The sequence below is a fragment of the Stenotrophomonas rhizophila genome, assembly GCF_003651185.1.
In the GTDB taxonomy this organism is placed as follows: Bacteria; Pseudomonadota; Gammaproteobacteria; order Xanthomonadales; family Xanthomonadaceae; genus Stenotrophomonas; species Stenotrophomonas maltophilia_Z.
Genome location: NZ_RCDC01000004.1, coordinates 1561863 through 1585153, shown reverse-complemented (window position 1 = coordinate 1585153; position 23291 = coordinate 1561863). Strand labels below are relative to the sequence as shown.

The 23291-nt window shown below is 67.0% G+C and carries 21 protein-coding genes; 17 read left to right on the top strand and 4 right to left on the bottom strand.

Annotation, left to right across the window (positions count from 1 at the left end; genetic code table 11):
• Positions 1–256: 256 nt before the first annotated feature.
• Positions 257–2113 (top strand): ABC-F family ATP-binding cassette domain-containing protein, encoded by a 1857-nt coding sequence (locus BCL79_RS07070; protein WP_121039187.1) that lies wholly within the window; start codon positions 257–259, stop codon positions 2111–2113.
• Between the two features lie 108 nt (positions 2114–2221).
• Here BCL79_RS07070 and BCL79_RS07065 read toward each other — a convergent pair whose 3' ends face one another.
• Positions 2222–3082, bottom strand: a complete 861-nt coding sequence (locus BCL79_RS07065; RefSeq protein WP_121039184.1) for a LysR family transcriptional regulator — start codon at positions 3080–3082, stop codon at positions 2222–2224.
• 206 nt (positions 3083–3288) lie between these two features.
• Here BCL79_RS07065 and blaL2 point away from each other — a divergent pair, with 206 nt between their 5' ends.
• Positions 3289–4197: a L2 family extended-spectrum class A beta-lactamase gene (blaL2, locus tag BCL79_RS07060; RefSeq protein WP_121039181.1), complete on the top strand. Its 909-nt coding sequence runs from the start codon at positions 3289–3291 to the stop codon at positions 4195–4197.
• A gap of 142 nt (positions 4198–4339) precedes the next feature.
• Here the strand turns inward: blaL2 and ggpS are convergent, their stop codons facing one another.
• On the bottom strand, positions 4340–6586 hold the full coding sequence (gene ggpS, locus BCL79_RS07055; protein ID WP_121039178.1) for a glucosylglycerol-phosphate synthase: 2247 nt from the start codon (positions 6584–6586) through the stop codon (positions 4340–4342).
• Between the two features lie 62 nt (positions 6587–6648).
• Positions 6649–7917 carry an MFS transporter gene (locus BCL79_RS07050; RefSeq protein WP_121041194.1) on the bottom strand — a complete coding sequence of 423 codons (1269 nt, stop codon included), beginning with the start codon at positions 7915–7917 and terminating at the stop codon, positions 6649–6651.
• A 162-nt stretch (positions 7918–8079) separates the two neighbouring features.
• On the opposite strand from BCL79_RS07050, the gene BCL79_RS07045 reads away from it, so the two are divergent.
• Positions 8080–8715 carry a hypothetical protein gene (locus tag BCL79_RS07045; RefSeq protein WP_121039175.1) on the top strand — a complete coding sequence of 212 codons (636 nt, stop codon included), beginning with the start codon at positions 8080–8082 and terminating at the stop codon, positions 8713–8715.
• 49 nt (positions 8716–8764) lie between these two features.
• Here BCL79_RS07045 and BCL79_RS07040 read toward each other — a convergent pair whose 3' ends face one another.
• Entirely contained in the window at positions 8765–9454 is a 690-nt protein-coding gene (locus tag BCL79_RS07040) for a DUF3011 domain-containing protein (RefSeq protein WP_428999447.1), read from the bottom strand.
• A 435-nt stretch (positions 9455–9889) separates the two neighbouring features.
• On the opposite strand from BCL79_RS07040, the gene aspS reads away from it, so the two are divergent.
• The 14 genes from aspS to pal all read left to right on the top strand — a co-directional run bounded on the left by aspS (position 9890) and on the right by pal (position 23289).
• A complete protein-coding gene (gene aspS, locus BCL79_RS07035; RefSeq protein WP_121039169.1) occupies positions 9890–11647 on the top strand; it encodes an aspartate--tRNA ligase in 1758 nt (585 codons plus the stop codon).
• Positions 11648–11775: 128 nt separating this feature from the next.
• A complete protein-coding gene (locus BCL79_RS07030; RefSeq protein ID WP_183073692.1) occupies positions 11776–12309 on the top strand; it encodes a GNAT family N-acetyltransferase in 534 nt (177 codons plus the stop codon).
• A gap of 109 nt (positions 12310–12418) precedes the next feature.
• A complete protein-coding gene (locus tag BCL79_RS07025) occupies positions 12419–13051 on the top strand; it encodes an esterase/lipase family protein (RefSeq protein ID WP_121039166.1) in 633 nt (210 codons plus the stop codon).
• Positions 13052–13134: 83 nt separating this feature from the next.
• Entirely contained in the window at positions 13135–13866 is a 732-nt protein-coding gene (locus tag BCL79_RS07020) for a YebC/PmpR family DNA-binding transcriptional regulator (RefSeq protein ID WP_121039163.1), read from the top strand.
• 129 nt (positions 13867–13995) lie between these two features.
• A complete protein-coding gene (gene ruvC, locus BCL79_RS07015; protein WP_121039160.1) occupies positions 13996–14517 on the top strand; it encodes a crossover junction endodeoxyribonuclease RuvC in 522 nt (173 codons plus the stop codon).
• Positions 14518–14527: 10 nt separating this feature from the next.
• Complete coding sequence (gene ruvA / locus BCL79_RS07010) at positions 14528–15118, top strand: Holliday junction branch migration protein RuvA (RefSeq protein WP_088433901.1); 591 nt, start codon at positions 14528–14530, stop codon at positions 15116–15118.
• A gap of 58 nt (positions 15119–15176) precedes the next feature.
• On the top strand, positions 15177–17096 hold the full coding sequence (locus tag BCL79_RS07005) for a potassium transporter Kup (RefSeq protein ID WP_121039157.1): 1920 nt from the start codon (positions 15177–15179) through the stop codon (positions 17094–17096).
• Positions 17097–17414: 318 nt separating this feature from the next.
• Positions 17415–18455, top strand: a complete 1041-nt coding sequence (gene ruvB / locus BCL79_RS06995) for a Holliday junction branch migration DNA helicase RuvB (RefSeq protein WP_121039149.1) — start codon at positions 17415–17417, stop codon at positions 18453–18455.
• On the top strand, positions 18445–18888 hold the full coding sequence (ybgC, locus tag BCL79_RS06990; RefSeq protein ID WP_121039146.1) for a tol-pal system-associated acyl-CoA thioesterase: 444 nt from the start codon (positions 18445–18447) through the stop codon (positions 18886–18888). Before ruvB ends, ybgC begins: the two co-directional genes overlap by 11 nt.
• Positions 18889–18898: 10 nt before the next feature.
• Complete coding sequence (gene tolQ, locus BCL79_RS06985; RefSeq protein WP_121039143.1) at positions 18899–19678, top strand: protein TolQ; 780 nt, start codon at positions 18899–18901, stop codon at positions 19676–19678.
• A gap of 23 nt (positions 19679–19701) precedes the next feature.
• Complete coding sequence (gene tolR / locus BCL79_RS06980; protein WP_121039140.1) at positions 19702–20130, top strand: protein TolR; 429 nt, start codon at positions 19702–19704, stop codon at positions 20128–20130.
• Positions 20120–21178 carry a cell envelope integrity protein TolA gene (tolA, locus tag BCL79_RS06975; protein ID WP_121039137.1) on the top strand — a complete coding sequence of 353 codons (1059 nt, stop codon included), beginning with the start codon at positions 20120–20122 and terminating at the stop codon, positions 21176–21178. Before tolR ends, tolA begins: the two co-directional genes overlap by 11 nt.
• Positions 21179–21389: 211 nt before the next feature.
• A complete protein-coding gene (gene tolB, locus BCL79_RS06970) occupies positions 21390–22709 on the top strand; it encodes a Tol-Pal system beta propeller repeat protein TolB (protein ID WP_046272625.1) in 1320 nt (439 codons plus the stop codon).
• A gap of 64 nt (positions 22710–22773) precedes the next feature.
• Positions 22774–23289, top strand: coding sequence for a peptidoglycan-associated lipoprotein Pal (gene pal / locus BCL79_RS06965; RefSeq protein WP_121039134.1), 516 nt, complete (start codon positions 22774–22776; stop codon positions 23287–23289).
• Positions 23290–23291 lie beyond the last annotated feature (2 nt).

The following is a 23291-nucleotide window of genomic DNA, read 5'->3' as shown; positions in this document are numbered from 1 at the left end:
GCAATAGACGGATTAACGGGATATTCATCGCTTGTCAAATTTTCGCCGTTTTCGTAAAAAACGTTGCAGAAGCAACCATTTACGTGGGGCGTTCGATTCGACAGGAGGGTCCCGGGGAAGCGCAGGCAGGGTCGTGGGAGAGAGAAACGAGGCCTGCCGCGCATCCCGGGGCGCGTCAAGTATTCGTTAACGCTAGAATTACGTCGCAGGAAAGGTGCTCACGAGCACATTCCATTCCGTTATATGGACCCCCAAGATGATTTCCCTTCGTAACTTCGCCTTGCGCCGTGGCGAGCGGCTGCTGTTGTCCAACGTCGACCTGACCCTGCATGCGGGGTACCGCGTCGGCGTGGTCGGCCGCAATGGCGCCGGCAAGTCCAGCCTGTTCGCCGCCGTGAAGGGCGAGCTGGAGGCGGACAAGGGCGACGTCGATCTGCCCGGCAAGATCCGCATCGCCAGCGTGGCCCAGGAAACCCCGTCGCTGCCCGATCCGGCGCTGCAGTTCGTGCTGGAGGGCGACACCGAGGTGGCCGCCGTCATGCGTGAAGAGGCGGAGGCCGCGGCGCGTGAAGACTGGGAAGCGGTGGCCACCGCCCACCAGCGTATGGCCGAGATCGGCGCGTATGACGCCGAAGCGCGCGCCGGCAAGCTGCTGCACGGCCTGGGCTTCCCGGCCGAGACCCACTCGCGCGCGGTCTCCTCGTTCTCTGGCGGCTGGCGCGTGCGCCTGAACCTGGCGCGCGCGCTGATGATGCCCAGCGACCTGCTGCTGCTCGACGAACCGACCAACCATCTGGATCTGGACGCCGTGTTCTGGCTGGAACAGTGGCTGCTCAAGTACCCGGGCACCCTGCTGCTGATCTCGCATGACCGCGAGTTCCTGGACAACGTGGCCACCCATACCCTGCATCTGCACGGTGGCGGTGCCAAGCTGTACGTCGGCGGCTATACCGATTTCGAGCGCCAGCGCGCCGAACAGCTGCGCCAGCAGCAGCTCGCCCACGACAAGGAACAGGCCGAGCGCGCGCATCTGCAGAGCTTCATCGATCGCTTCAAGGCGCAGGCCAGCAAGGCCGCGCAGGCGCAGAGCCGCATGAAGCGCCTGGCCAAGCTGGCCGGCACCGAAGCGGTGCGTGCCGAGCGCGAGTTCCGCATCGAGTTCGCGCCGCCGGCCAAACTGCCGTTCTCGCTGATCCGCCTGAACCATGTCGAGGCCGGTTACGGCGCCGATTCGGTGATCCTGCACAACGTGGGCTTCGGCCTGGAAGCCGGCCAGCGCATCGGTCTGCTCGGCCCGAACGGTGCCGGTAAGACCACTCTGGTGAAGACCCTGGTGGGCGAACTGGACCCGATCAGCGGCGAGCGTGCCGCGCATCCGGACCTGCGCATCGGGTATTTCGCCCAGCACACGGTGGAGTCGCTGCACGAAGGGCAGTCGCCGATGGAGCACTTCCGCGATTTGGCCCCGGATGCACCGAACCAGTCCTTCCGCGATTTCCTCGGCAAGTGGAACTTCGCCGGCGACCGCGCGTTTGAACCGGTGGACGGCTTCTCCGGCGGCGAACGTGCGCGTCTGGCCCTGGCACTGATCGCCTACCAGCAGCCGAACGTGCTGCTGCTCGACGAACCGACCAACCACTTGGATCTGGAAATGCGCGAAGCGCTGGCCGAAGCGTTGGCCGACTTCGAAGGCGCGATCGTGATGGTCTCGCATGACCGCCATCTGATCGGTCTGGTCTGCGACACGTTCTGGCGTGTGGCCGATGGCGTGGTCGAACCGTTCGACGGCGATCTGGATGCCTACGCGGCGTGGCTGCGTTCGCGTCCGGCCGCGCAGGGCACCAAGCAGAAGATGGCCGCGGCCGCCCCGGAGCCGGCGCCGCCGACTCCGCCGCTGCCCGCGCGCAAGCCGGCCAACCCGCACAAGCTGGCCGCTGCCGAAGCCAAGGTGGGCGAGCTGGAAGCGCTGCTGGCCGATCTGGACCGCCAGCTGGCCGATCCTTCCAACTACGCCGATGCGACCCGCATGGCGGTGCTTGGCCGTGACCGCGAAGCGACCGCCACCCTGCTCAGCAAGGCCGAGCAGACGTGGATGGAATTGCTGGACGCCTGATCGCGGCGGGTGATGCGGCACGCTGGTACGTGCCGCATCCCGTGTAGATCCACGCCGTGCGTGGATGCGCTCCGTCCCGGCATTGCGTTATCCACGCATGGCGTGGATCTACCGGGTTTCCAGCCATTCCCGGAACCGCCGCGCCGCATCGCTCTCGCTGCGCGAGCGCAGCCGCGTCAGCCAATACCTGCCCAGGTCCAGGGTCTGCGCGAAGGGTTGGATCAAGCGCCCTTGGGCAAGATCCTGCTCGAACATCTTCAACGGCAACAGCGCCACGCCCGCACCTGCGGCGGCGGCACTGGCCAGCGTCAGGGACGAATCAAACACGGGCCCACGCGCGTCCAGCTCCGGCGCGCCAGCGGCCTGCAGCCAGCGTGGCCACTCGTCGCTGCGGTAGGAGCGCAACAACGCCACGTTGGCCAGGTCGCGCGGCTGCCGCAGCGTACGTGCCAACGCAGGTGCACACAGCGGCGCAAACGGGGCATCCAGTACGGCATCGCTGACCTGCCCCTGCCAATCGCCATCACCGAACCGGATCGCCAGGTCCAGCCCTTCACCGGCCAGATCGATGCGGTTGTTGTGGGTCTGCAGGCGCAGTTCGATATCCGGATGGCGCGCGTTGAAATCCCCCAGGCGCGGCAGCAGCCAACCGGTGGCGAAGGTGCCGACCACGCCCACGCTCAACACCTCCCGGAAATGCCCGCCGACGAACCGGTCCAGGCTCACCGCGATGCGGTCGAAGGCCTCGTTGAGCACCGGATACAGGCGGGCGCCTTCATCGGTCAGGGCGACCCCGCGCGGCAACCGGGTGAAGAGCGACACGCCCAGCCGGTCCTCCAGCGCCCGGATCTGATGGCTCAGCGCGGCCTGGCTGACGCACAGTTCCAAGGCGGCACGGGTGAAATTCTGGTGCCGGGCGGCAGCCTCGAAGGCGCGCAGGGCGTTGAGCGGCAGCTGGGGGCGGAGCATGGGGCGAGCCGTGAGCAGGAGTGATGCATCTTCGCACCGAGGGGCAGCTGCGGCGAGCGACTTCCGCAGATGACGCCATTTTCCGCGTTCATTCCCGGGGGGGGATGCCAAGAGGTATGAGGTCAAGTAATGACTTCCGCTGAAAATCCTCGCTGGTGGAGGCGCGGCAACCTGCCAATACTCAGGCCTTCGCCAAGGAGAACCCCATGATCGCTCGACGACAGTTCCTGCAATGGACCGGCGCGGCCGCCGCGTCTGCGCTGGCCGCCACCACCACCGCCTTCGCCAAGACGCCGCTGCCCGCGCCGAAACCTGCCGTCGCGGCGAAAGACTTCGCCGCGTTGGAAGTAGCAAGCGGCGGGCGCCTCGGCGTGACCCTGCTCAACACCGGTACCGGCTGGCGCACCGGCAACCGGCAGGACGAACGCTTCCCGATGTGCAGCACGTTCAAGTTCGTATTGTCCGCCGCGGTGCTGCACCTGGCCGACCAGGGCAGGCTCTCGCTGGACCGGCGCGTGGCCGTGCGCCAGCAGGACATGCTCTCGCATGCGCCGGTGACCACGCGGCACATCGGCAAGGACGTCACCGTGCGCGACCTGTGCCGGGCGACCATGATCACCAGCGACAACCCCGCCGCGAACCTGCTGCTGGGCATGGTGGGTGGGCCGGCCGGCGTGACCGCGTTCCTGCGTGCCAACGGCGATGCGGTGACCCGCAATGACCGTCTCGAGCCGGAGATGAACCGCTTCGCCCCGGGCGACCCGCGCGATACCACCAGCCCGGCCGCGATGGCCGCCAGCCTGCAGCGCTTCGTGCTCGGTGACGTCCTCAAGCCCGCCTCGAAACAGCAGCTGGCCGACTGGCTGATCGACAACGAAACCGGCGATACACGGCTGCGCGCCGGATTGTCCAAGGCGTGGCGGGTGGGTGACAAGACCGGCAGCAATGGCGAGGACACCACCAATGACATCGCCATTCTGTGGCCGCTCGCCGGCGGTGCACCGTGGGTGCTGACCAGCTACCTGCAGGGCGCGACGGTGGACGATGCCGGCCGCAACGACGTGCTGCGCCAGGTGGCAGTGCTTGCCGAAAGCATCATGCAGCACGCCGGGTAAGCCACACCGCCCGGTACGCCACCCCGCCGGCAGGCACCGACCGTTGGTCGGTGCAGCACAGGGTAGTGCCGGCCGCTGGCCGGCAACCCATGAAACCGGCACCGCTTGGCGCCGGCCAGCGGCCGGCACTACCTCTACAACGTCAGCCTTCGGCGTGGCTGTTGCGCACCGCGTCCAGGAAGTCCCGGCCCCAGCGATCCACGTCGTAATACTCCACGCTGCCGAACAGCTGGCGCATGCGCCCGGTGGCTTCCTCGTCGGGCATCGACAACGCCTGCAACAAGCCCGCGGTGAGGTCGGCCGGGTCATGCGGATTGGTCAGCACCGCGCCCTTCAGCTCGGCCGCCGCACCGGCGAATTCGCTCAGCACCAGCACGCCGTTGCTGCCCTCGATGCCCTGCGTGGCCACGAACTCCTTGGACACCAGGTTCAAGCCATCGCGCAACGGGGTGATCCACATCACCTGCGCGGCGGCGTAGTGCGCCACCACCTCTTCGAACGGCAATGCCTGGGCGAAGAAGCGCACGGGGGTCCAGTCGAGCCGCGAGAAGCGCCCGTTGATCCGCCCCACCGCCTGCTCGATCTGGTTCTGCAGCGTGCGGTAGATGGTCATCTCGCGCGCGGCCGGTACGCAGATCATGAGCAGGGTGACTTTGCCCTGGCGATCCGGATGCTGCTCCAGCAACCGCTCGAACGCCTCCAGCTTGGCCAGCGTGCCCTTGGTGTAATCCAGGCGCTCCACTGACAGCACCAGCTTGCGCGCGCCGATCTCGCGGCGCAGCTTGAAGATGTCATTGCGCACGTCGCTGCGGGCGAGCACGTTGTGGATGCGGCGCAGATCGGTGCCGACCGGGTGCGCACCGAGGGCGACTTCGCGGTCGCCCACGCGCAGGCGCGTGGTCATCGTGTCCAGACCCACGGCGCACCCATAGGTGAGGAAGCGCGGGGCACAGCTTTCCCACGCCAGCCGTTCGGCCGGCATCGCACCGCGCACGACGTCCACGAAGTTTTCCACCTGGCGCGGAATGTGGAAGCCGATGTAGTCGCAGCTGAGCAGGCTGCCGATGATCTCGCGGCGCCACGGCACCACATTGAACACATCCGCCGACGGGAAGTAGGTGTGGTGGAAGAAGGCGATCTTCAGGTCCGGGCGCAGTTCACGCAGCGTGGCCGGCACCATCCACAGGTTGTAGTCGTGGATCCACACGGTCGCGCCATGCGCGGCCTCGGCGGCGGTGGCCTCGGCGAACTTGCGGTTGACCTTCAGGAATACCTGCCAGTCTTCTTCGCGGAACTTCGCGCGTTCCCAGAACACGTGCAGCATCGGCCAGAACGCTTCCTTGGAGAAGCGCTTGTAGAAAATGTCCACTTCCTGTTTGCTCAGCGGCACGCGCGCAGCGGTCAGGGTCGGGTAGCGCTCGGCATCCACCGCCAGGTGGGTCTGGAACGGACCGCGCTTGGGTTCATCGATGCCCCAGGCGACCCAGGAGCCCTTCTGGCCGCCTTCGAAGAAGCTCAGCAGCGAGGGGATGATGCCGTTGGGCGAGCGCGGCGGGCGCTGCACCAGCACGCCGTCTTCCATCACTTCATCGAAGGGCAGGCGGTGATAGACCATCACCAGGTCGGCGCCGTCGGCGCGCGCCTGCGGCGGTGGGCGCAGGAAGGGATCGTCATCGGCGAGCAGGCCGAAATGTTCGATCGCTTCGAGGATGCCGCCGCAACCCGGCGCCTGTGCATGGAAGGTGTGCTTCAGGTCGGCCGTCGCGGCAGTCAGCGCCGGCTCGGAATCGCCCACGCACACCCCGCGGAAACCGGAGGTGTACATCGACAGGTCATTGAGGGTGTCACCGGCCACCAGGATGCGGTCGCGCGGGAGCTCCAGCAGGCGCGCAAGCGCGGCCAGGGTGCGGCCCTTGTCGGTGTCCGGCGGCAGGATGTCCAGATAGCGGTCGGCCGAGTACAGCACATCGCAGCCCAGCGCCTGCGCGGCGGCCTGGATCTGCGAGCGCAGCGGCGCCAGCGTGTCCGGATCGCAGAAATACGAGCAGCGGCGTTCCTGCGGCACATCCTGGCGCTGGAGTGCGGTGAACGGACGCATCGCGGCGGCGACCACCTGCTCGCCCGGCCAGTGCGCGTCGATCATCGATTGCAGGGGCTGCAGCGGCTGCAGGGTGTGGCCGTCGACGACGGTCGCACCGACATCGCAGACCACGTAATCCGGGCGCGGAATGGCCGGATCGGAGAGCAGGGGCATCACTGCTTCCAGGCCGCGGCCGGTGATGAAGATCAGGCGGATGCCGGGGTGCTGGTCGACCAGCCGGTAGAGCCGATGACGCGCGGCGGGATCGCCGGCGAGGAAGGTGCCATCCAGATCGGTGGCGAGAATCAATTGCGGGGCCGGCGGCGCCGGCGGTGTACGGGTTGGAGTGAGGGAGGTCGGTGTCGAAACAGTCAATGCACTTCCTTATCGGAGTCAGAGGGGAGGGGGATATCGGGATCCGGCGGCGCGGTGTCGGTCTCGGGCATCAGTTCCAGCGCCGAGGGGGTGGTGCGCAGCATCAGCCGGAAGCCGACCGGATGCGTGCGCAGCCGCTGGAAACTGAGCAGGCGCGCGGTGGTGAACAAGGCCAGCAGCATCAGGACCACCGCGAAGTACAACGGCAGTGCAGGCGCGCCGAACTGTTGCATGGCCGCGCCCGCCAACGCGGGGCCGAGCGCGGCGCCCACGCCATGGACCAGCAGCAGGCTGGAGCAGCCCGAGAGCAGATCTTCGCGCGGCAGGTAATCGAGCATGTGCGCGACCGCGAAGGGATACAGCGCGAAGGCCAGCCCGCCATAGAAGAAAAACAGGCCGAACAGCAGATGGGTCTGCAGCTGGATCATCGGCAGCGAGGCCACCACGGCGATACCCGCCGCGGCCAGGCTCAGTGCGACCAGTCCGGTGCGGCGGTCATGCCCGTCGCTGATGTGACCCAATGGCCATTGCAGCAACGCGCCACCGGCGATGGCGGTCAGCATGAACAGGGCGACGCCATTGCCGTCCAGGCCGACCTCACCAGCGTAGACCGGCAGCAAGCCCCAGAACGCACCCATCGCCAGGCCGGAGAGGCCGGCGGCAACCGTCGCCACCGGGGCCATCGCATACAGCCGCGCCAGTTTCAGGCGCGGCACCGAGGGAATCTCCGGCGGGCGCAGGCGCGTAGCGGTGACCGGCAATACTGCCGCGCAGACCAGGATCGCGGTCAGCATGAACATCGAGGTCGCGCCGGCGTCGCCAAGCATCAGCAGCACCTGGCCGAGCGCCAGTGCCGAGAGGTTGACCACCATGTAGAGCGAGAAAGCGCGGCTGCGCAGGCGCGGGTCTGGCTCGGCGTTGAGCCAGCTCTCGATCACCGTGTAAAGGCCTACCAGCGCGATGCCGGTGAGGATGCGCAGCACGCCCCAACCCACCGGATTGATCCACAGAGGGTGCAACAGCACCGCGATGGCGGCGAGGGCGGCAAAGAAGGCAAACGCACGGATATGGCCGATGCGGCCGATCAGCGAGGGGGCGAAGAAGGTGCCGATGAAAAAACCGGCGAAATAGCCGGACATCACCAACCCCAACGTGCCGGCACCGAAGCCGGCTTCACCCCCGCGCACCGCCAGCAATGTGCCGAGCAGGCCGCTGCCGGTCAGCAGCAGCGCCACACCGGCGAGCAGGGCGGTCAACCGCAACATGCGTGCGCCCTTCGTGGGGAAGAAGGCGAACAAGTCACGTGATTGACCATAACACAGGGGCAATGAAGCCCCGGTTGCAGCGGCGGCGATGCGCGCGTGAACCGGTCTGTCGCATCAGGCGCGCGGTTTGCGCTGCCCGGTCGCGACCGTTAGGGTGGGGGCATGAACGCAGTCAAACTTCTTCCTTTGGCCGCTGCATTGGCGATCACCGCCTGCAGTGGCTCCAACGACACCGTCGGGCATGAGGTGTCGATGGCACCGTCCGATGCCTTCATGTCCGCCGTGGCTGCGCATTGCGGCAAAGCGTTCGAAGGTCGCATCGCGGTCAACGAACCGCGCACCGAGGCGCCGGACCCGTTCGAGGGCAAGCGCCTGGTGATGCATGTGCGTGGCTGCGAGGATCCGGCGCACGAGCTGCGGATTCCGTTCCATGTCGGCGACGACCACTCGCGTACCTGGGTGCTGAGCCGTACCGAGAACGGCCTGCGCCTGAAGCATGATCACCGCCACGAAGATGGCAGCCCGGATGCGGTGACGATGTACGGTGGCGACAGCAAACCGCCGGGTACCGCGCAACGTCAGTCCTTCCCGGTCGATTCGGATTCCGTGGCGATGTTCCGCAAGGCGGACATGCTCGCTTCGGTGCAGAACACCTGGGCGATGGAAGTAGAGCCGGATCAGCGCTTCGTCTACGAATTGACCCGCCCGGGCGGCCGCCACTTCCAGGTGGTGTTCGATCTGAGCAAGCCGGTGGCATTGCCGCCGGCGCCGTGGGGCAGTGAGACGCCCGCGCCGTAACGTTCACCGGTGCCGACCAGCGGTCGGCACCTACCGCGGGCAGTAACGCTCAGCGCGCCCCGAACCGGGCGCGGCAGCCGCCGCTGACCCATAGGCTGCCATTGCTGTAGCCCCAGCTGCGGCCTTCCACGCAGGCCGTGCCCGACAACTGCTGCACCAGCGCCGGGCGACCCTGACGGGCATCCCAGGCACAGGTCTGCTGGCGCTTGTCGTTGCTGCTGCAGGTCACGCTGTAATTGCTGTTGCCGCCACCGCCTCCCCAGTTGCCACCGCTGTTGCCACGCGCTTCGGCGAACTCGCCGCGGCAGCCGCGATTGACCCAGATCGCCCCATTGCGCACGCCCCAGGTCTGGCCCTCGACACACGCCGTACCGGAGATCTGGCGGACCAGGCTTGCGTTGCGCCAGCCGGTGTTGCAGGTGCGCTCGCGGTTATCCTGGCTCTCGCAGCGGATCGTCGCGCCGGTACCGCCACCGCCGCCCCAGTTGCCGCCATTGCCACGGCCCTCGACGAATTCGGCCCGGCAACCGCCGCTGACCCAGACCGTCCCATTGCGCGAGCCCCAGTTGCGGCCCTCGGTACAGGTCGTCCCGGAGATCTGGCGGGACAGCCGGGCACTGCGCCAGCCCGTGTTGCAGACCCGCTCGCGGTTGTCCTGGCTTTCGCAGCGGACCGTGCCGTTGTTGCCGGGGCCGTTGCCGCCGCCATTCCAGCCACCGCCGTTGCCGTTGCCGCGCAGCGAGGTGGCGATGTCCTGCTTGATGTGGGAGAAGTTCCAGCCCGAATTGACCTGGGCCAGGTAGAAGCGCAGCTGGTCGTCCGGGATCCGGCGGCCATTGGACTGGTCGGCGTATTCCTGGGTGATGACCCGGCTGCGGTCGGAGGAGGACAGCTGCGACAGATTCTCCGGGGCATAGGCCCGGGTACTCATCTGGGCGTGGAGGGCCGGGGCCATACAGGCCAGGGCAAGGGTGAGGCAGACGGTGCTCAGACGGCGTTGCATGGCGACATCCCCGTGCGGTCGTTGGTGCGCGGACTATAGGAATGGCCCCGGTTCAGAGCGTGTGATGCCGGGCCGCAGCCCCCGGATTTGCCCCGCCGGGCTGGCGGCCGCAGAATAACGGGCTTTCCGGCGCAGCTTGGCGCCGGCACTCTCCTGCGGAGCTTTACCCCCATGCGTACCCACTTCTGTGGCCTGGTCGACGAGACCCTGATTGGCCAAACCGTAACCCTCGCCGGCTGGACCGACGTTGCCCGCAACCAGGGCGGCGTGGTCTTCATCGATCTGCGTGATCATGAAGGCATCGTGCAGGTGACGGTGGAAGTCGACAACGCCGCTGTATTCGCCGTGGCCGCCAGCCTGGGCTACGAGGACGTGCTGCAGGTGGAAGGCGTGGTGCGCGCGCGCCATGCGGCCAACGACAAGCTCCGCACCGGCAAGGTGGAAGTGATCGCCACGGCCATCACCCTCCTCAACAAGGCCGAGCCGCTGCCGTTCCACGCGCACGAGAACCCGGGCGAAGAAACCCGCCTGAAGTACCGTTACCTGGATCTGCGCCGCCCGGAAATGCAGCGCATGCAGCGCACCCGCATCAAGCTGGTGCAGGCCCTGCGCCGCCACCTGGATGCCACCGGCTTCCAGGACATCGAAACCCCGATCCTGACCAAGGCCACCCCGGAAGGCGCCCGCGACTTCCTGGTGCCGGCGCGCATGCACCCGGGCGAGTTCTACGCCCTGCCGCAGAGCCCGCAGCTGTTCAAGCAGATCCTCATGGTGGCCGGCTTCGACCGTTACTACCAGATCGCGCGCTGCTTCCGCGATGAAGCCCTGCGTGCCGACCGCCAGCTGGAATTCACCCAGCTGGACATGGAGTTTGCCTTCGTGCGCGAGCGCGACGTGCAGGACTTCGTGGAAACCATGATCCGCGCCATCTTCAAGGAAGTGGTGGACGTGGAGCTGGCCGCCAGCTTCCCGCGCATGACCTGGGCCGAAGCGATGCGTCGCTATGGCTCGGACAAGCCGGACCTGCGCATCGCGCTGGAGCTGGTGGACGTGGCCGAGCTGGTCAAGACCAGCGAGTTCCCGGTGTTCACCGCCGCCGCCAATGATGCCGATGGCCGCGTCGCCGCGCTGCGCATCCCGGGTGGTGCCAGCCTGTCGCGCAAGCAGATCGACGACTACGCCGCGCATGCCGCCAAGTACGGCGCCAAGGGCCTGGCCTACATCAAGATCAGCGAGAGCGGCGAAGTTGCCTCGCCGATCGCCAAGTTCTTCAGCGAAGAGGCCTTCGCCGCGCTGGTCGCCCAGGTGGGTGCCGGTAACGGCGACATCGTGTTCTTCGGCGCCGGTGGCTACAACAAGGTCTCCGACTTCATGGGCGCCCTGCGCCTGAAGGCCGGCAAGGACTTCAACCTGGTCGCCGCCGGCTGGGCACCGCTGTGGGTCACCGATTTCCCGATGTTCGAGTACGACGACGAAGCCCAGCGCTACGTCGCCCTGCACCACCCCTTCACCGCACCGGCGGTGGACGACATTGCCGATCTGCGCGCGAATGCGAAGACCGCCGTGTCGCGGGGCTATGACATGGTGCTCAACGGCAACGAGATCGGCGGTGGTTCCATCCGTATCCACCGCTCGGACATGCAGAGCGCGGTGTTCGACCTGCTGGGCATCGGGGCCGAAGAGGCCGAGGGCAAGTTCGGCTTCCTGCTCGACGCGCTGCGTTTCGGCGCGCCGCCGCACGGTGGCATCGCCTTCGGTATCGACCGTATCGCCGCACTGATGGCCGGTACCGAGTCGATCCGCGATGTGATCCCGTTCCCGAAGACCACCGGCGCGCAGTGCCTGATGACCGGTGCCCCGTCGCCGATCCCGGACGAGCAGCTGGCCGAAGTGCATGTCCAGGTCCGTCCGCGCGCGGTCAAGGAATAAGCCGGCAAGCGCCGGCCATCGGTCGGCGTGGGGTGCGGCAGGTACCGGCAGGAGGTCGGTGCCGGGCCGCGCCATCACCGCAGCGTTCAGGTAAATTGGCGGCTCCCGCCGATGCCGATGCTCCCGCCGTGACTCCAGGCCGCTACACCATCCGCCGCGCCACCCCGGACGATGCCCAGACCCTGTCGGTGCTGGCCGCGCGTACCTTCGTGGAAACCTTCGGCCATCTGTACCCGCCCGAGGACCTGCAGGCCTTCCTCGACGAGGCCTACCCGGCGCAGCGCCAGCGCATCATCCTCGAACACCCCGATTACGCGGTCTGGCTGCTGGAACTGGATGGGGTGGCCGTGGGCCACGCCGCTGCCGGGCCGTGTGGGCTGCCGCATGCCGAGGTGCAGCCCGGCGATGGCGAGCTCAAGCGCCTGTACCTGATCAAGGACCAGCAGAGCTGTGGCTGGGGCAGCCGTCTGTTCGAAACGGCGCTTGCCTGGCTGGAACGCGAGGGCCCCCGCACGGTGTGGCTGGGGGTGTGGTCGGAAAACTTCGGCGCGCAGCGCTTCTATGCCCGCTACGGCTTCAGCAAGGTCGGCACCTACGAGTTCCCGGTCGGCAACGTGCGCGACCTGGAGTTCATCCTGCGCCGCCCGCCAACGGCCGCCTGAGCCCGATCCTGACGGGCCGCGATGGCTTCACCTGCCGTTGTCCGGTCCATTCGTCTAATGACGCTGTTTCCTTCTGCAGGCGCCCCGCCCAACGGGCTAGGCTGACACCATGAATCCCCCTGTTTTACTGCTGCATGGCATCTGGAATGCGCGCGCGTGGGTCGGCCCGCTGGCCTGGCGTCTGCGTGCCCGTGGCTTCGCCGTGGATACCTTCGGGTATTCCAGTGTGTTCGGGGGGCCGGAGGTGGCGGTGCCGCAACTGCTGGAGCGGCTCAAGGGCAGCGGTCCGGTCTCGCTGGTCGGGCACAGCCTGGGCGGGCTGGTCGCGCTGGAGGCGCTGCGGCGCGCGCCGGAACTGCCGGTTTCGCGGGTGGTCTGCCTCGGCTCGCCGTTGCGTGGCAGTGTGACCGCGCGCTCGCTGAGCGATCACGGCTGGTCGCTGGCGCTGGGGCGCAGCTCGGAACTGCTGCTGGATGGCCTGCCGGCCTGGGAGGGCAGGGCGCAGGTCGGCCTGATCGCCGGCTCCGTCCCGCACGGGCTGGGCAGCCTGCTGGGCGCCTGTGGCGATGCCTCCGATGGCACCGTGGCGCTGGATGAGACGCAGTTGCCGGGCCTGGCCGACCACTGCGTGATCCCGGCCAGCCATAGCGGGCTGGTGTTCTCGCCGGATGCCGCGCGCCAGACCGCCGCGTTCCTGCGCGATGGCCGGTTCCGCCGGGACGACGCGGCCCACGCTGCCTGATCGGGCCCGGCACTGACACGGGCAGGCCGACGGATCAGGTAGAATTCGCGCCCTGTTCCTGACAGAAACACGAGAGTCACCCCATGGGTAGAGGCCCCTCCATCGAGAACCGCAAAAACGCGTCTGACGCGAAGCGCGGCAAGATTTTCACCAAGATCATCCGCGAGATCGGCGTTGCCGCGCGCGGCGGTGGAGGCGACCCCAACAACAACCCGCGCCTGCGGGTGGCCATGGACAAGGGCCTGTCCTCGAACATGTCCAAGGACGTGATCGAGCGCGCCATCAAGAAGGCGACCGGTGAGCTGGAAGGCGTCGAGTACGAAGAGATCCGCTACGAGGGCTATGCCCCCGGTGGCGTGGCCGTGATCGTGGACTGCCTGACCGACAACCGCGTGCGCACCGTGGCCGATGTCCGCCATGCGTTCAGCAAGTGCGGCGGGAACATGGGCACGGAAGGCTCGGTGTCGTTCATGTTCAAGCGCCTCGGCGTGCTGCACTTCGCCGCCGGTGCGGACGAAGAAGCCGTGACCGAGGCGGCGATCGAGTCCGGCGCGGACGACATCGTGGTCTACCCGGAAGACGGGGCGATCGATGTGGTGACCGCGGCCGACAGCTATCACGCCGTCAAGGATGCGATGGAGGCCGCCGGGTTCACCCCGGACCATGCCGAAATCACCTACCGCGCTGACAACGACATCAAGGTCGAAGGCGACACCGCCTTGCAGGTCAAGAAGCTGCTGGACATGCTCGAAGACCTGGACGACGTGCAGGACGTGTTCTCCAACGCCGATCTCGGCGCGGACGCCTACGCCTGAGCAGGCGCTTCACCGGTCGCTTTGCGCGACCGGTGAGCGGACAATGCGGACCATGATGACTCCAGCCGTTCCCTGTTATCCCCGCCGCATGTGTCCCTTCCGGGCCACGGGCGGCCGTGTGCGTGCCGCATGACCCGCATTCTCGGCATCGACCCCGGTTCGCAGCGCACCGGGGTGGGCATCATTGATGTGGACGCCGCCGGCAAGGTGGTGCATGTGCATCACCTGCCGCTGGTCCTGCTCGGCGCGGACGACTTCCCGCAGCGGATGAAGCTGCTGGTGGTCGGCCTGACTGCCCTGGTCGAGGAATACCGCCCCGACGAAGTGGCCATCGAAAAGGTGTTCATGGCGCGCAACCCGGATTCGGCCTTGAAGCTGGGCCAGGCGCGCGGCGCCGCCATCTCGGCCGTGGTGATGCGCGACCTGCCGGTCAGCGAGTACGCCGCCACCGAGATCAAGCTGGCCGTGGTCGGCCGCGGTGGCGCGGAAAAACAACAGGTCCAACACATGGTCGGGCTCATGCTCAACCTGAAAACCAAGCTGCAGGCCGACGCTGCCGATGCGTTGGCCGTGGCGATCACCCACGCCCATGTCCGGGCGACGGCGCTGCGCCTGGGCGTCAATGCGCGCCAGGCCTGGAGCCGGAAATGAGGAACACTGCATGATTGGTCGTCTGCGCGGGATCGTGGCCTACAAGGCGCCGCCTTGGCTGATGGTGGACGTCAATGGCGTCGGCTACGAGCTGGAGGCGCCGATGAGCACCTTCTACGATCTGCCCGAGCTGGGCCGCGAGGTCACCTTGTTCACCCATTACGCGCAGAAGGAAGACAGCGTCTCGCTGTACGGCTTCCTGCGCGAGGGCGAGCGGCGCCTGTTCCGCGATGTGCAGAAGGTCAGCGGGATCGGTGCCAAGATCGCGCTGGCGGTGCTGTCCGGCGTCAGCGTGGACGAGTTCGCGCGCATGCTGCAGGCCGGTGACATCACCGCGCTGACCCGCATCCCGGGCATCGGCAAGAAGACCGCCGAGCGCATGGTGCTGGAGCTGCGCGACCGCGCGGCCAATTTCGGTGGCGGCGGCGCGCCGATCGCCGGTGCGGCACCGGCCACCGATCCGGTCTCCGAGGCAACCGTGGCCCTGCAGCAGCTGGGCTACAAGCCGACCGAGGCCGCGCGCATGGCGCGCGATGCCAACGCCGAGGGTGACGATGTCGCCACGGTGATCCGCAAGGCCCTCCAGGCCGCGCTGCGCTGAGCCGCGCGCCTGCCGTTTCCTGATACCGACACTACCCACCGCGTCCGCCCGGAGCCCCATGTCCACCACTTCTTCCCAGCACAGCGACGGCCAGGCCCCGCACGGGCACGCGCCGGCCGCCGGTGGCATGGCGCTGATGATCGGCGCCATCGGCGTGGTGTTCGGCGATATCGGCACCAGCCCGCTGTACACGCTGAAGGAAGCGTTCTCCCCGCACTACGGGCTCAACAGCGACCATGACACCGTGCTGGGGGTGCTGTCGCTGGCCTTCTGGGCACTGAACATCGTGGTCACTCTCAAGTACGTCACCATCATCATGCGTGCCGACAATGAAGGCGAGGGCGGCATCATGGCGTTGATGGCGCTGACCCAGCGCACGCTGCGCAACGGGTCGCGCTCGGCCTATGTGGTCGGCATCCTCGGCATTTTCGGCGCCTCGCTGTTCTTCGGCGATGGCGTGATCACCCCGGCGATCTCCGTGCTGGGCGCCGTCGAAGGCCTGGAGGTGGCGGCCCCGGGCCTGCACAACTTCATCGTGCCGATCACCGTGGTGGTGCTGCTGGCGGTGTTCGCGGTGCAGCGCTTCGGCACGGCCAAGATCGGCAAGCTGTTCGGCCCGATCACCTCGATCTGGTTCATTTCGCTGGCGGCGATCGGCATCTGGAACATCGTCGATGCGCCGGAAGTGCTCAAGGCCTTCAACCCGATGTGGGCGCTGCGCTTCTTCATGGAGCACGGCTGGCACGGCATCTTCATCCTCGGCGCGGTGGTGCTGGCGGTGACCGGCGGCGAAGCACTGTATGCGGACATGGGCCATTTCGGCGCCAAGCCGATCCGCCATGCCTGGTACTACTTCGTGCTGCCGTGCCTGGTGCTGAACTACCTGGGGCAGGGCGCCCTGGTGCTGAAGAACCCCGAAGCGGTCAAGAACCCGTTCTTCGAGGCGGTGCCGGAGTGGGGTCTGTACCCGATGATCGTGCTGGCCACGATGGCGGCGGTGATCGCCTCGCAGTCGGTGATCACCGGTGCGTTCTCGGTGTCGCGCCAGGCCATGCAGCTGGGCTACATCCCGCGCATGCGCATCACCCACACCTCGCACGACACCATCGGCCAGATCTACATCCCGGGCATCAACTGGGGTATCGCGGTGATGGTGATCGGGCTGGTGCTGGCGTTCCGCAGCTCCTCCAACCTGGCCGTGGCCTACGGCATTTCGGTCTCGGCGACGATGCTGATCGATACCCTGCTGCTGGCCCTGGTGGCCCGCGCGCTGTGGCCGACCTCGCGCTACTGGATCATCCCGCTGTGCGCGGTGTTCTTCGTGATCGACCTGGGCTTTGTGATCGCCAACGGCGCCAAGCTGCTGCAGGGCGCGTGGTTCCCGGTGGTGCTGGGCATCGTGCTGTTCACCATGATGCGCACCTGGCGGCGTGGCCGCGAGCTGCTGCGCGATGAGATCCGCAAGGACGGCATCCGGATCGATACCTTCCTGCCGGGCCTGATGCTGGCCCCCCCGGTGCGGGTGCCGGGCACCGCCGTGTTCCTGACCGCCGACCCCTCGGTGGCGCCGCACGCGCTGATGCACAACCTCAAGCACAACAAGGTGCTGCATGAGCGCAACGTGTTCCTGCACGTGGTGACCCTGCCGGTGCCGTATGCGCCCTCGGGCCAGCGCCTGAAGATCGAATCGGTGGGCGATGAGTTCTATCGGATCTACGTGCGCTTCGGCTTCATGGAGACCCCGGACGTGCCGCTGGCGCTGATGCGCTCGTGCGACCACGGCGGGATCTACTTCGACCCGATGGACACCACGTTCTTCGCCAGCCGCGAGACCATCGTGGCCACCGCCAACCGCGGCATGCCGATCTGGCGCGACAAGCTGTTCGCGCTGATGCACCGCAACGCCGCGCCGGCGACCGGGTTCTTCCGGATTCCGGGTAATCGATTGGTCGAACTCGGGGCGCAGGTGGAGATCTGACGCCGTCAGATCGCCACCTGCGGCCAAGGTCTGCTTCGCAAACCTTGGGACCCGGGCGCATTCCACCTTATCCCCGCGCCTTCGGCGCGCCCCCTTGAACACCCCATCCGCCCTTGGCGGACTGGGGTGTCCGCGCATTCCACCTTATCCCCGCGCCTTCGGCGCGCCCCCTTGAACAACAAGGGGGCTCTTCCTCCGATTCGATCCCGGTAGTGCCGGCCGCTGGCCGGCTCCGCGGGATGCAGATGTCATTAGGAGCCGGCCAGCGGCCCGCACTACCGGGCGCGGATCGCGCCGCTTTTGCCGCATAATTGCCGAATGACCGACGACCGCATCATCGCCGCCGGTGCCACCCGCGAAGACGAGGGCACCGACGCCAGCATCCGCCCCAAGCGCATGGCCGATTACCTCGGTCAGGCCCCTGTGCGCGAGCAGCTGTCGATCTATATCGAGGCGACCAAGGCCCGTGGCGACGCGCTGGACCACGTGCTGATCTTCGGGCCGCCGGGTCTGGGCAAGACCACGTTGAGCCATGTGATCGCCAATGAGCTGGGGGTCGCGCTGCGCGTCACCTCCGGCCCGGTGATCGAAAAGGCGGGCGATCTGGCTGCGCTGCTGACCAATCTGCAGCCGCACGATGTGCTGTTCATCGACGAAATCCACCGCCTCTCGCCGGTCGTGGAGGAAGTGCTGTACCCGGCGATGGAAGATTTCCAGATCGACATCATGATCGGTGAGGGCCCTGCGGCCCGCTCGATCAAGATCGATCTGCCGCCGTTCACCCTGATCGGCGCGACCACCCGTGCAGGCCTGCTGACCGCGCCGCTGCGCGACCGCTTCGGCATCGTGCACCGGCTGGAGTTCTATACGCCGGAAGAGCTCACCAAGATCGTCCGGCGTTCGGCCAGCATCCTCAACATCGACTGCACCGCCGAAGGCGCGGCCGAGATCGCACGGCGCTCGCGCGGCACCCCGCGTATCGCCAACCGGCTGCTGCGCCGCGTGCGCGACTTCGCCCAGGTGAAGGCGGCGGGCCACATCGATCAGGACGTTGCCCAGGCCGCGATGCAGATGCTCAAGGTCGATCCGGAGGGCTTCGACGAGCTCGATCGGCGCCTGCTGCGGACCATGGTCGATTACTTCGACGGTGGCCCGGTCGGCATCGAGTCGCTGGCGGCCGCCCTGTCTGAAGAGCGTGGCACGCTGGAAGACGTGGTCGAGCCGTACCTGATCCAGCAGGGTTTCCTGATCCGCACCGCGCGGGGCCGCATGTGCACGCACAAGGCCTACCGGCACATGGGGCTGAAGCCGAAAAACCCGCCGGCGGACCTGTTCGCGGAGGTCCCGGATGTCGGTTGAGCCCCGGATTGAGCCCCGATTCAGTTGGCCGACACGCATTTACTGGGAAGATACCGACGCTGGCGGGGTGGTGTACCACGCCCGCTACGTGGCCTTCATGGAACGGGCGCGCACCGAATGGATGCGGGCATTGGGGTATGGTCAGGAGCGCATGCGCTGCGACCACGGCCTGGTGTTCGCGGTACGCAGCATGTCCATGGACTTCCTCAAGCCGGCGCGTCTGGATGATGCGTTGGCGGTCACCGCCACGCTGGTGCAGTGCAAGCGCGCCAGCATGGTGTTCGCCCAGGCCGTCCATCGGGGCGATGAGACACTGCTGACCGCGCAGGTGAAGATCGCCGCGCTGGATGCAACCACCTTCAAACCGCGTGGCATGGACGATGCACTGCATGCCGCGCTGAAACACCTCGAATTTCCAGAATCCGCACACTGAGGAACAACGGATGATCGCAATGCTCCTGGCCCTGCAGGCCACGGTGACCGAAGCGCTGCCGCAGGAAGTCACCAGCGCCGCGGCGCAGACTGTCGCCCAAGCCGCGCATGGCGGTGGCATCAATTACCTGGACCTGATGATCAAGGCCAGCATCCCGGTGAAGATCATCGTGCTGCTGCTGTTGGCCGGCTCGTTCATCAGCTGGGTGATCATCTTCCGCAAGGCGCGCGTGTTCAATGCCGCCAACCGTGAGGCCGACGAGTTCGAAAGTCGCTTCTGGTCCGGTGCGGACCTGGGCAAGCTGTACAGCTCGGCGACCGACCGCAACCGCAAGGTCGGCGGCCTGGAAGCGATCTTCGAAGCCGGTTTCCGCGAGTTCACCCGCCTGCGCGACAAGCGTCGGCTGGATGGCCGGGCCCAGCTCGAGGGTGCGCAGCGCGCCATGCGCACCACCTATACGCGTGAAGTGGACCAGATGGAGCGCAGCCTGGAGCTGCTGGCCAACATCGGCTCGACCGCCCCGTACGTGGGCCTGGTCGGTACCGTGTTCGGCATCATGGTGACCATGCACGACATGATCAACAGCGGTGAGCAGGCCGGTATCGCCTCGGTTGCCCCGGGCATCTCCGAAGCCCTGTTCGCCACCGCGATCGGCCTGTTCGTAGCGATCCCGGCCGTGTGGGCCTACAACCGCTTCACCACCCGCGTGGAGCGCATGTCGGTGCGCTTTGAAACCTTCGCAGAAGAGTTCAGCTCGATCCTGCAGCGCCAGACCGCGGGCGACGAGTAAGCGCCCAGCACAGGAGTCCTGCCATGACCGCAGCCATTGGCCGCCGCAAGCGCCGAAAGCTCAAATCCGAAATCAACGTCGTGCCGTACATCGACGTCATGCTGGTGCTGCTCATCATTTTCATGGTGACCGCGCCGCTGCTCACGCTGAGCTTTGAAGTGGATCTGCCGACCTCCCAGGCCAAGGCCCTGGAGAGCAAGCAGGATCCGGTCGTCGTGTCCGTCCGCCTGGATGGCCAGCTCAGCCTGAAGCTGCCCGAGGCCAAGGACCCGGAGCCGATGGATGCGGCCCGCCTGCAGGCCCAGCTGTCCGCGCTTTCCTCGCAGGACAAGAACCTGCGCGTGATCGTCGCCGCCGACCGGGCCGTGGCCTATGAAAAGGTGGTCGCGGCCATGGACGTGATCAAGCGCGCCAACGTGGAAAAGGTGGGCCTGGCGACCGATGCACACTGAAGCCCTGCCACCGCAGCGCGCACGGGATGAGGAGTGGGGCCTGCCGATCGCGCTGGCGCTCGGCGTCCATCTGCTGCTGGCACTGATCTTCATCGCCGCCTGGTTGTGGTCGCCGCAGCGCACCACCGAAGCGGCCGCGGGCGATCCGGCCATCGAAGCCAGCCTGCAGCTGTCCGCGTCCGAAGCCTCGGCCGCGCGCCAGGCCCTGCGTGCCTCCGAATCGCTGCCGGACCTGCCCGAGCCGGTCGCCGAGCCCGAGCCGATTCCGGAAGACACCGTGCCGCCGCCGCAGCCGTTGCCCGAGCCGCGCCCGCAGGACGCGCCGACGCCGCAGCAATCGCAGGCGCAGGAGCGCATCGCCCAGCCCGATACGGTCGATCAGGAAGCGGTCAACGCGCTGGCGATCTCGGCTGAAAAGGCCAAGCAGGAGCAGGAAGCCAAGCGCCGCCAGGAACAGATCGACCTGACCGAGCGCAAGCGCCAGGAACAGGCCGAGCAGAAGCTGCGCCTGGCCAAACAGCAGGAAGAGGCGGAAAAGAAGAAGCTGGCCGAGCAGGAACAGAAGGCCAATGATGCCAAGGCCGACGCCGAGCGCGACAAGAAGCTTGCCGAAATCCGCCGCAAGCGCGCCCAGGCCGAGAACGAAGCCAAGCTGGCCGAACAGAAGCTGCGCCAGGTCACGGCCGCGCGTGCCGCCAATGCCTCGGCCTCGACCGCCGGGGCGACCGGTGCCGCCAAGCCGGCCGCCGGTGCCGGTGGCACCAGTGACGATCTCAGCGCCAAATACGCGGCGGCCATCCAGCAGAAGGTCTCCGCACAGTGGACCCGTCCGGATTCGGTGCCGCTGGGCCAGCGCTGCCAGGTCTCGATCACCCAGATTCCGGGTGGACAGGTGATCCAGGCCAAGGTCAGCGGCAGCTGCCCGTTCGACGAGGCAGGCCGCCGTTCGATCGAGGCCGCCGTGTTGAATGCCCAGCCGTTGCCGTACCGCGGCTTCGAGTCGGTATTCGCGCGCACCATCAACTTCACGTTCACCGCCCAAGATTGACCCGGCAGACCGCTGATCCCGCCGGATCAGCGGTCGTCGCAGGCGCGTACCGCCCGCCGTTGCGCAGCCCAACGGCGCCTGAAGGGGTTAACAGTGTGTGAGTTTTGTGCGCCAGGTGACTCGGAATTCACACGGCCTTGGTTCATGATTGCGAAACTGTTCACCGCGGTCCTGTTATCCCTCGTTCTGGTTTCCCCCTATTGAGCGCTCCATGAAAAAAATGCCTCGTTGGCTTGCCGTTGTTGCGGCCCTGTTGTTGCCCTTCGCTGCCATGGCGCAGCAGAAGGGGCTGGATATCGACATCATTGGCGGCAATGCCTCCGCCACGCCGATCACCGTCGTCCCCATGCCGTACCAGGGGTCGGCCGGTGCACCGCAGACCGATGTGGCCGCCGTGGTGCGTGCCGATCTGGACCGTTCCGGCCAGTTCCGCAACCTGCCGGAAGCCCAGATCGTCGAAAAGCCGACCCGTGGCAGCGAGATCCAGTTCGCCACCTGGCGTGCGCTGAAGCAGAACTACATCGTGGTCGGCCGGGTGATGGACGCCGGCGCTGGCGCCTACCGCGTCGAATACGAGCTGTACGACGTGCCCAAGGGCGAGCGCCTGCTGGGCCTGGCGATGACCGCCCGTGGCAACGCCATGCGCGATGTCGCCCACCAGATGGCCGATGCCATCTACGAAAAGATCACCGGTGTCCGCGGCGCCTTCTGGACCCGCATCGCCTATGTGACCGCCAGCGGCAAGGGCGATGCCATGCGCTATGCGCTGATGGTGGCCGATTCGGACGGCTTCAACCCGCAGACCATTGTGCGCTCGGCCGAGCCGCTGCTCTCGCCGAGCTGGAGCCCGGACGGCAACAAGCTGGCCTATGTGAGCTTCGAGCGCGGCAACTCGGCGATCTACATCCAGAACATCTCCAGCGGTGCCCGTGAACTGGTCACCAGCTTCCGCGGCATCAACAGCGCCCCGTCGTTCTCGCCCGATGGCCGCCGCCTGGCCCTGTCGCTGTCGCGCAGTGGCAACCCGGAAATCTACGTGATGGATCTGGGCAGCAAGCAGCTGACCCAGCTGACCAACCACTTCGCCATCGATACCGAGCCGACCTGGAGCCCGGATGGCAGCAGCGTCTACTTCACCTCCGACCGTGGCGGCCGCCCGCAGATCTACCAGGTGGCCTCCAGCGGTGGCAGCGCCTCGCGCGTGACCTTCCAGGGCAACTACAACGCCACCCCGAGCCTGTCCTACGACGGCAAGAAGCTGGTGGTCGCCCAGGGCAGCGGCAATACCTACAAGATCGCGATGATGGACAGCAGTACGGGCTCGGCCCGCTGGAACACGCTGTCGCCAGGGTCGCTGGATGAATCGCCGAGCTTCGCGCCCAACGCAAGCATGGTGTTGTACGCCGCCCGTGAGGGTGGTCGTGGAGTGTTGTACGCCGTATCGGCCGATGCGCGCGTGCGCCAGCGGCTGGTTCTGGCCGACGGTGATGTTCGTGAGCCTTCTTGGTCGCCATACCGTACAAAGCGCTAACAGAGTGTTAAGATTTCGCCGTATTCATCCCTCATCCGGCTTTAGGAGCCTCAAAGGTATCGCCATGAACAAGACCACCCGCGTTCTGCTTGTCTCCCTGTTGTCCGTGGCCGCCCTGGCCGGTTGTTCCAAGAAGGTCAAGGAAGTGCCGGCTGCCCCGGTTGATACCGGCAGCACCACCGCTCCGACCGGCCCGTCCACCTCGGGTCTGTACGGTCCGGGTGATCTGGATACCGATTCCTGCCTGCGCCAGCGCGTGGTGTACTTCGATCTGGACCAGGACAGCGTCAAGCCGGAGTTCCAGGCCATCATGGCGTGCCACGCCAAGTACCTGCGTGACCGTCCGTCCTCGCGCATGACCCTGCAGGGCCACACCGATGAGCGCGGTTCGCGTGCTTACAACCAGGCTCTGGGCGAGCGTCGTGGCAACGGCGTGTCCTCGGCACTGCAGGCCAACGGTGGCTCGGCTTCGCAGCTGACCGTCGTGTCCTACGGTGAAGAGCGTCCGGTCTGCACCGAGTCGGGCGAGTCCTGCTGGTCGCAGAACCGTCGCGTCGAGATCGTGTACACGGCTCAGTAATA

What these genes read in the sequence shown, in the direction of transcription:
- BCL79_RS07070 (WP_121039187.1), top strand. Translation starts at nt 257, where the DNA reads ATGATTTCCCTTCGTAACTTCGCCTTGCGCCGTGGCGAGCGGCTGCTG.
- BCL79_RS07065 (WP_121039184.1), bottom strand. Translation starts at nt 3,082, where the DNA reads ATGCTCCGCCCCCAGCTGCCGCTCAACGCCCTGCGCGCCTTCGAGGCT.
- blaL2 (WP_121039181.1), top strand. Translation starts at nt 3,289, where the DNA reads ATGATCGCTCGACGACAGTTCCTGCAATGGACCGGCGCGGCCGCCGCG.
- BCL79_RS07050 (WP_121041194.1), bottom strand. Translation starts at nt 7,917, where the DNA reads ATGTTGCGGTTGACCGCCCTGCTCGCCGGTGTGGCGCTGCTGCTGACC.
- BCL79_RS07045 (WP_121039175.1), top strand. Translation starts at nt 8,080, where the DNA reads ATGAACGCAGTCAAACTTCTTCCTTTGGCCGCTGCATTGGCGATCACC.
- aspS (WP_121039169.1), top strand. Translation starts at nt 9,890, where the DNA reads ATGCGTACCCACTTCTGTGGCCTGGTCGACGAGACCCTGATTGGCCAA.
- BCL79_RS07025 (WP_121039166.1), top strand. Translation starts at nt 12,419, where the DNA reads ATGAATCCCCCTGTTTTACTGCTGCATGGCATCTGGAATGCGCGCGCG.
- BCL79_RS07020 (WP_121039163.1), top strand. Translation starts at nt 13,135, where the DNA reads ATGGGTAGAGGCCCCTCCATCGAGAACCGCAAAAACGCGTCTGACGCG.
- ruvC (WP_121039160.1), top strand. Translation starts at nt 13,996, where the DNA reads ATGACCCGCATTCTCGGCATCGACCCCGGTTCGCAGCGCACCGGGGTG.
- ruvA (WP_088433901.1), top strand. Translation starts at nt 14,528, where the DNA reads ATGATTGGTCGTCTGCGCGGGATCGTGGCCTACAAGGCGCCGCCTTGG.
- BCL79_RS07005 (WP_121039157.1), top strand. Translation starts at nt 15,177, where the DNA reads ATGTCCACCACTTCTTCCCAGCACAGCGACGGCCAGGCCCCGCACGGG.
- ruvB (WP_121039149.1), top strand. Translation starts at nt 17,415, where the DNA reads ATGACCGACGACCGCATCATCGCCGCCGGTGCCACCCGCGAAGACGAG.
- ybgC (WP_121039146.1), top strand. Translation starts at nt 18,445, where the DNA reads ATGTCGGTTGAGCCCCGGATTGAGCCCCGATTCAGTTGGCCGACACGC.
- tolQ (WP_121039143.1), top strand. Translation starts at nt 18,899, where the DNA reads ATGATCGCAATGCTCCTGGCCCTGCAGGCCACGGTGACCGAAGCGCTG.
- tolR (WP_121039140.1), top strand. Translation starts at nt 19,702, where the DNA reads ATGACCGCAGCCATTGGCCGCCGCAAGCGCCGAAAGCTCAAATCCGAA.
- tolA (WP_121039137.1), top strand. Translation starts at nt 20,120, where the DNA reads ATGCACACTGAAGCCCTGCCACCGCAGCGCGCACGGGATGAGGAGTGG.
- tolB (WP_046272625.1), top strand. Translation starts at nt 21,390, where the DNA reads ATGAAAAAAATGCCTCGTTGGCTTGCCGTTGTTGCGGCCCTGTTGTTG.
- pal (WP_121039134.1), top strand. Translation starts at nt 22,774, where the DNA reads ATGAACAAGACCACCCGCGTTCTGCTTGTCTCCCTGTTGTCCGTGGCC.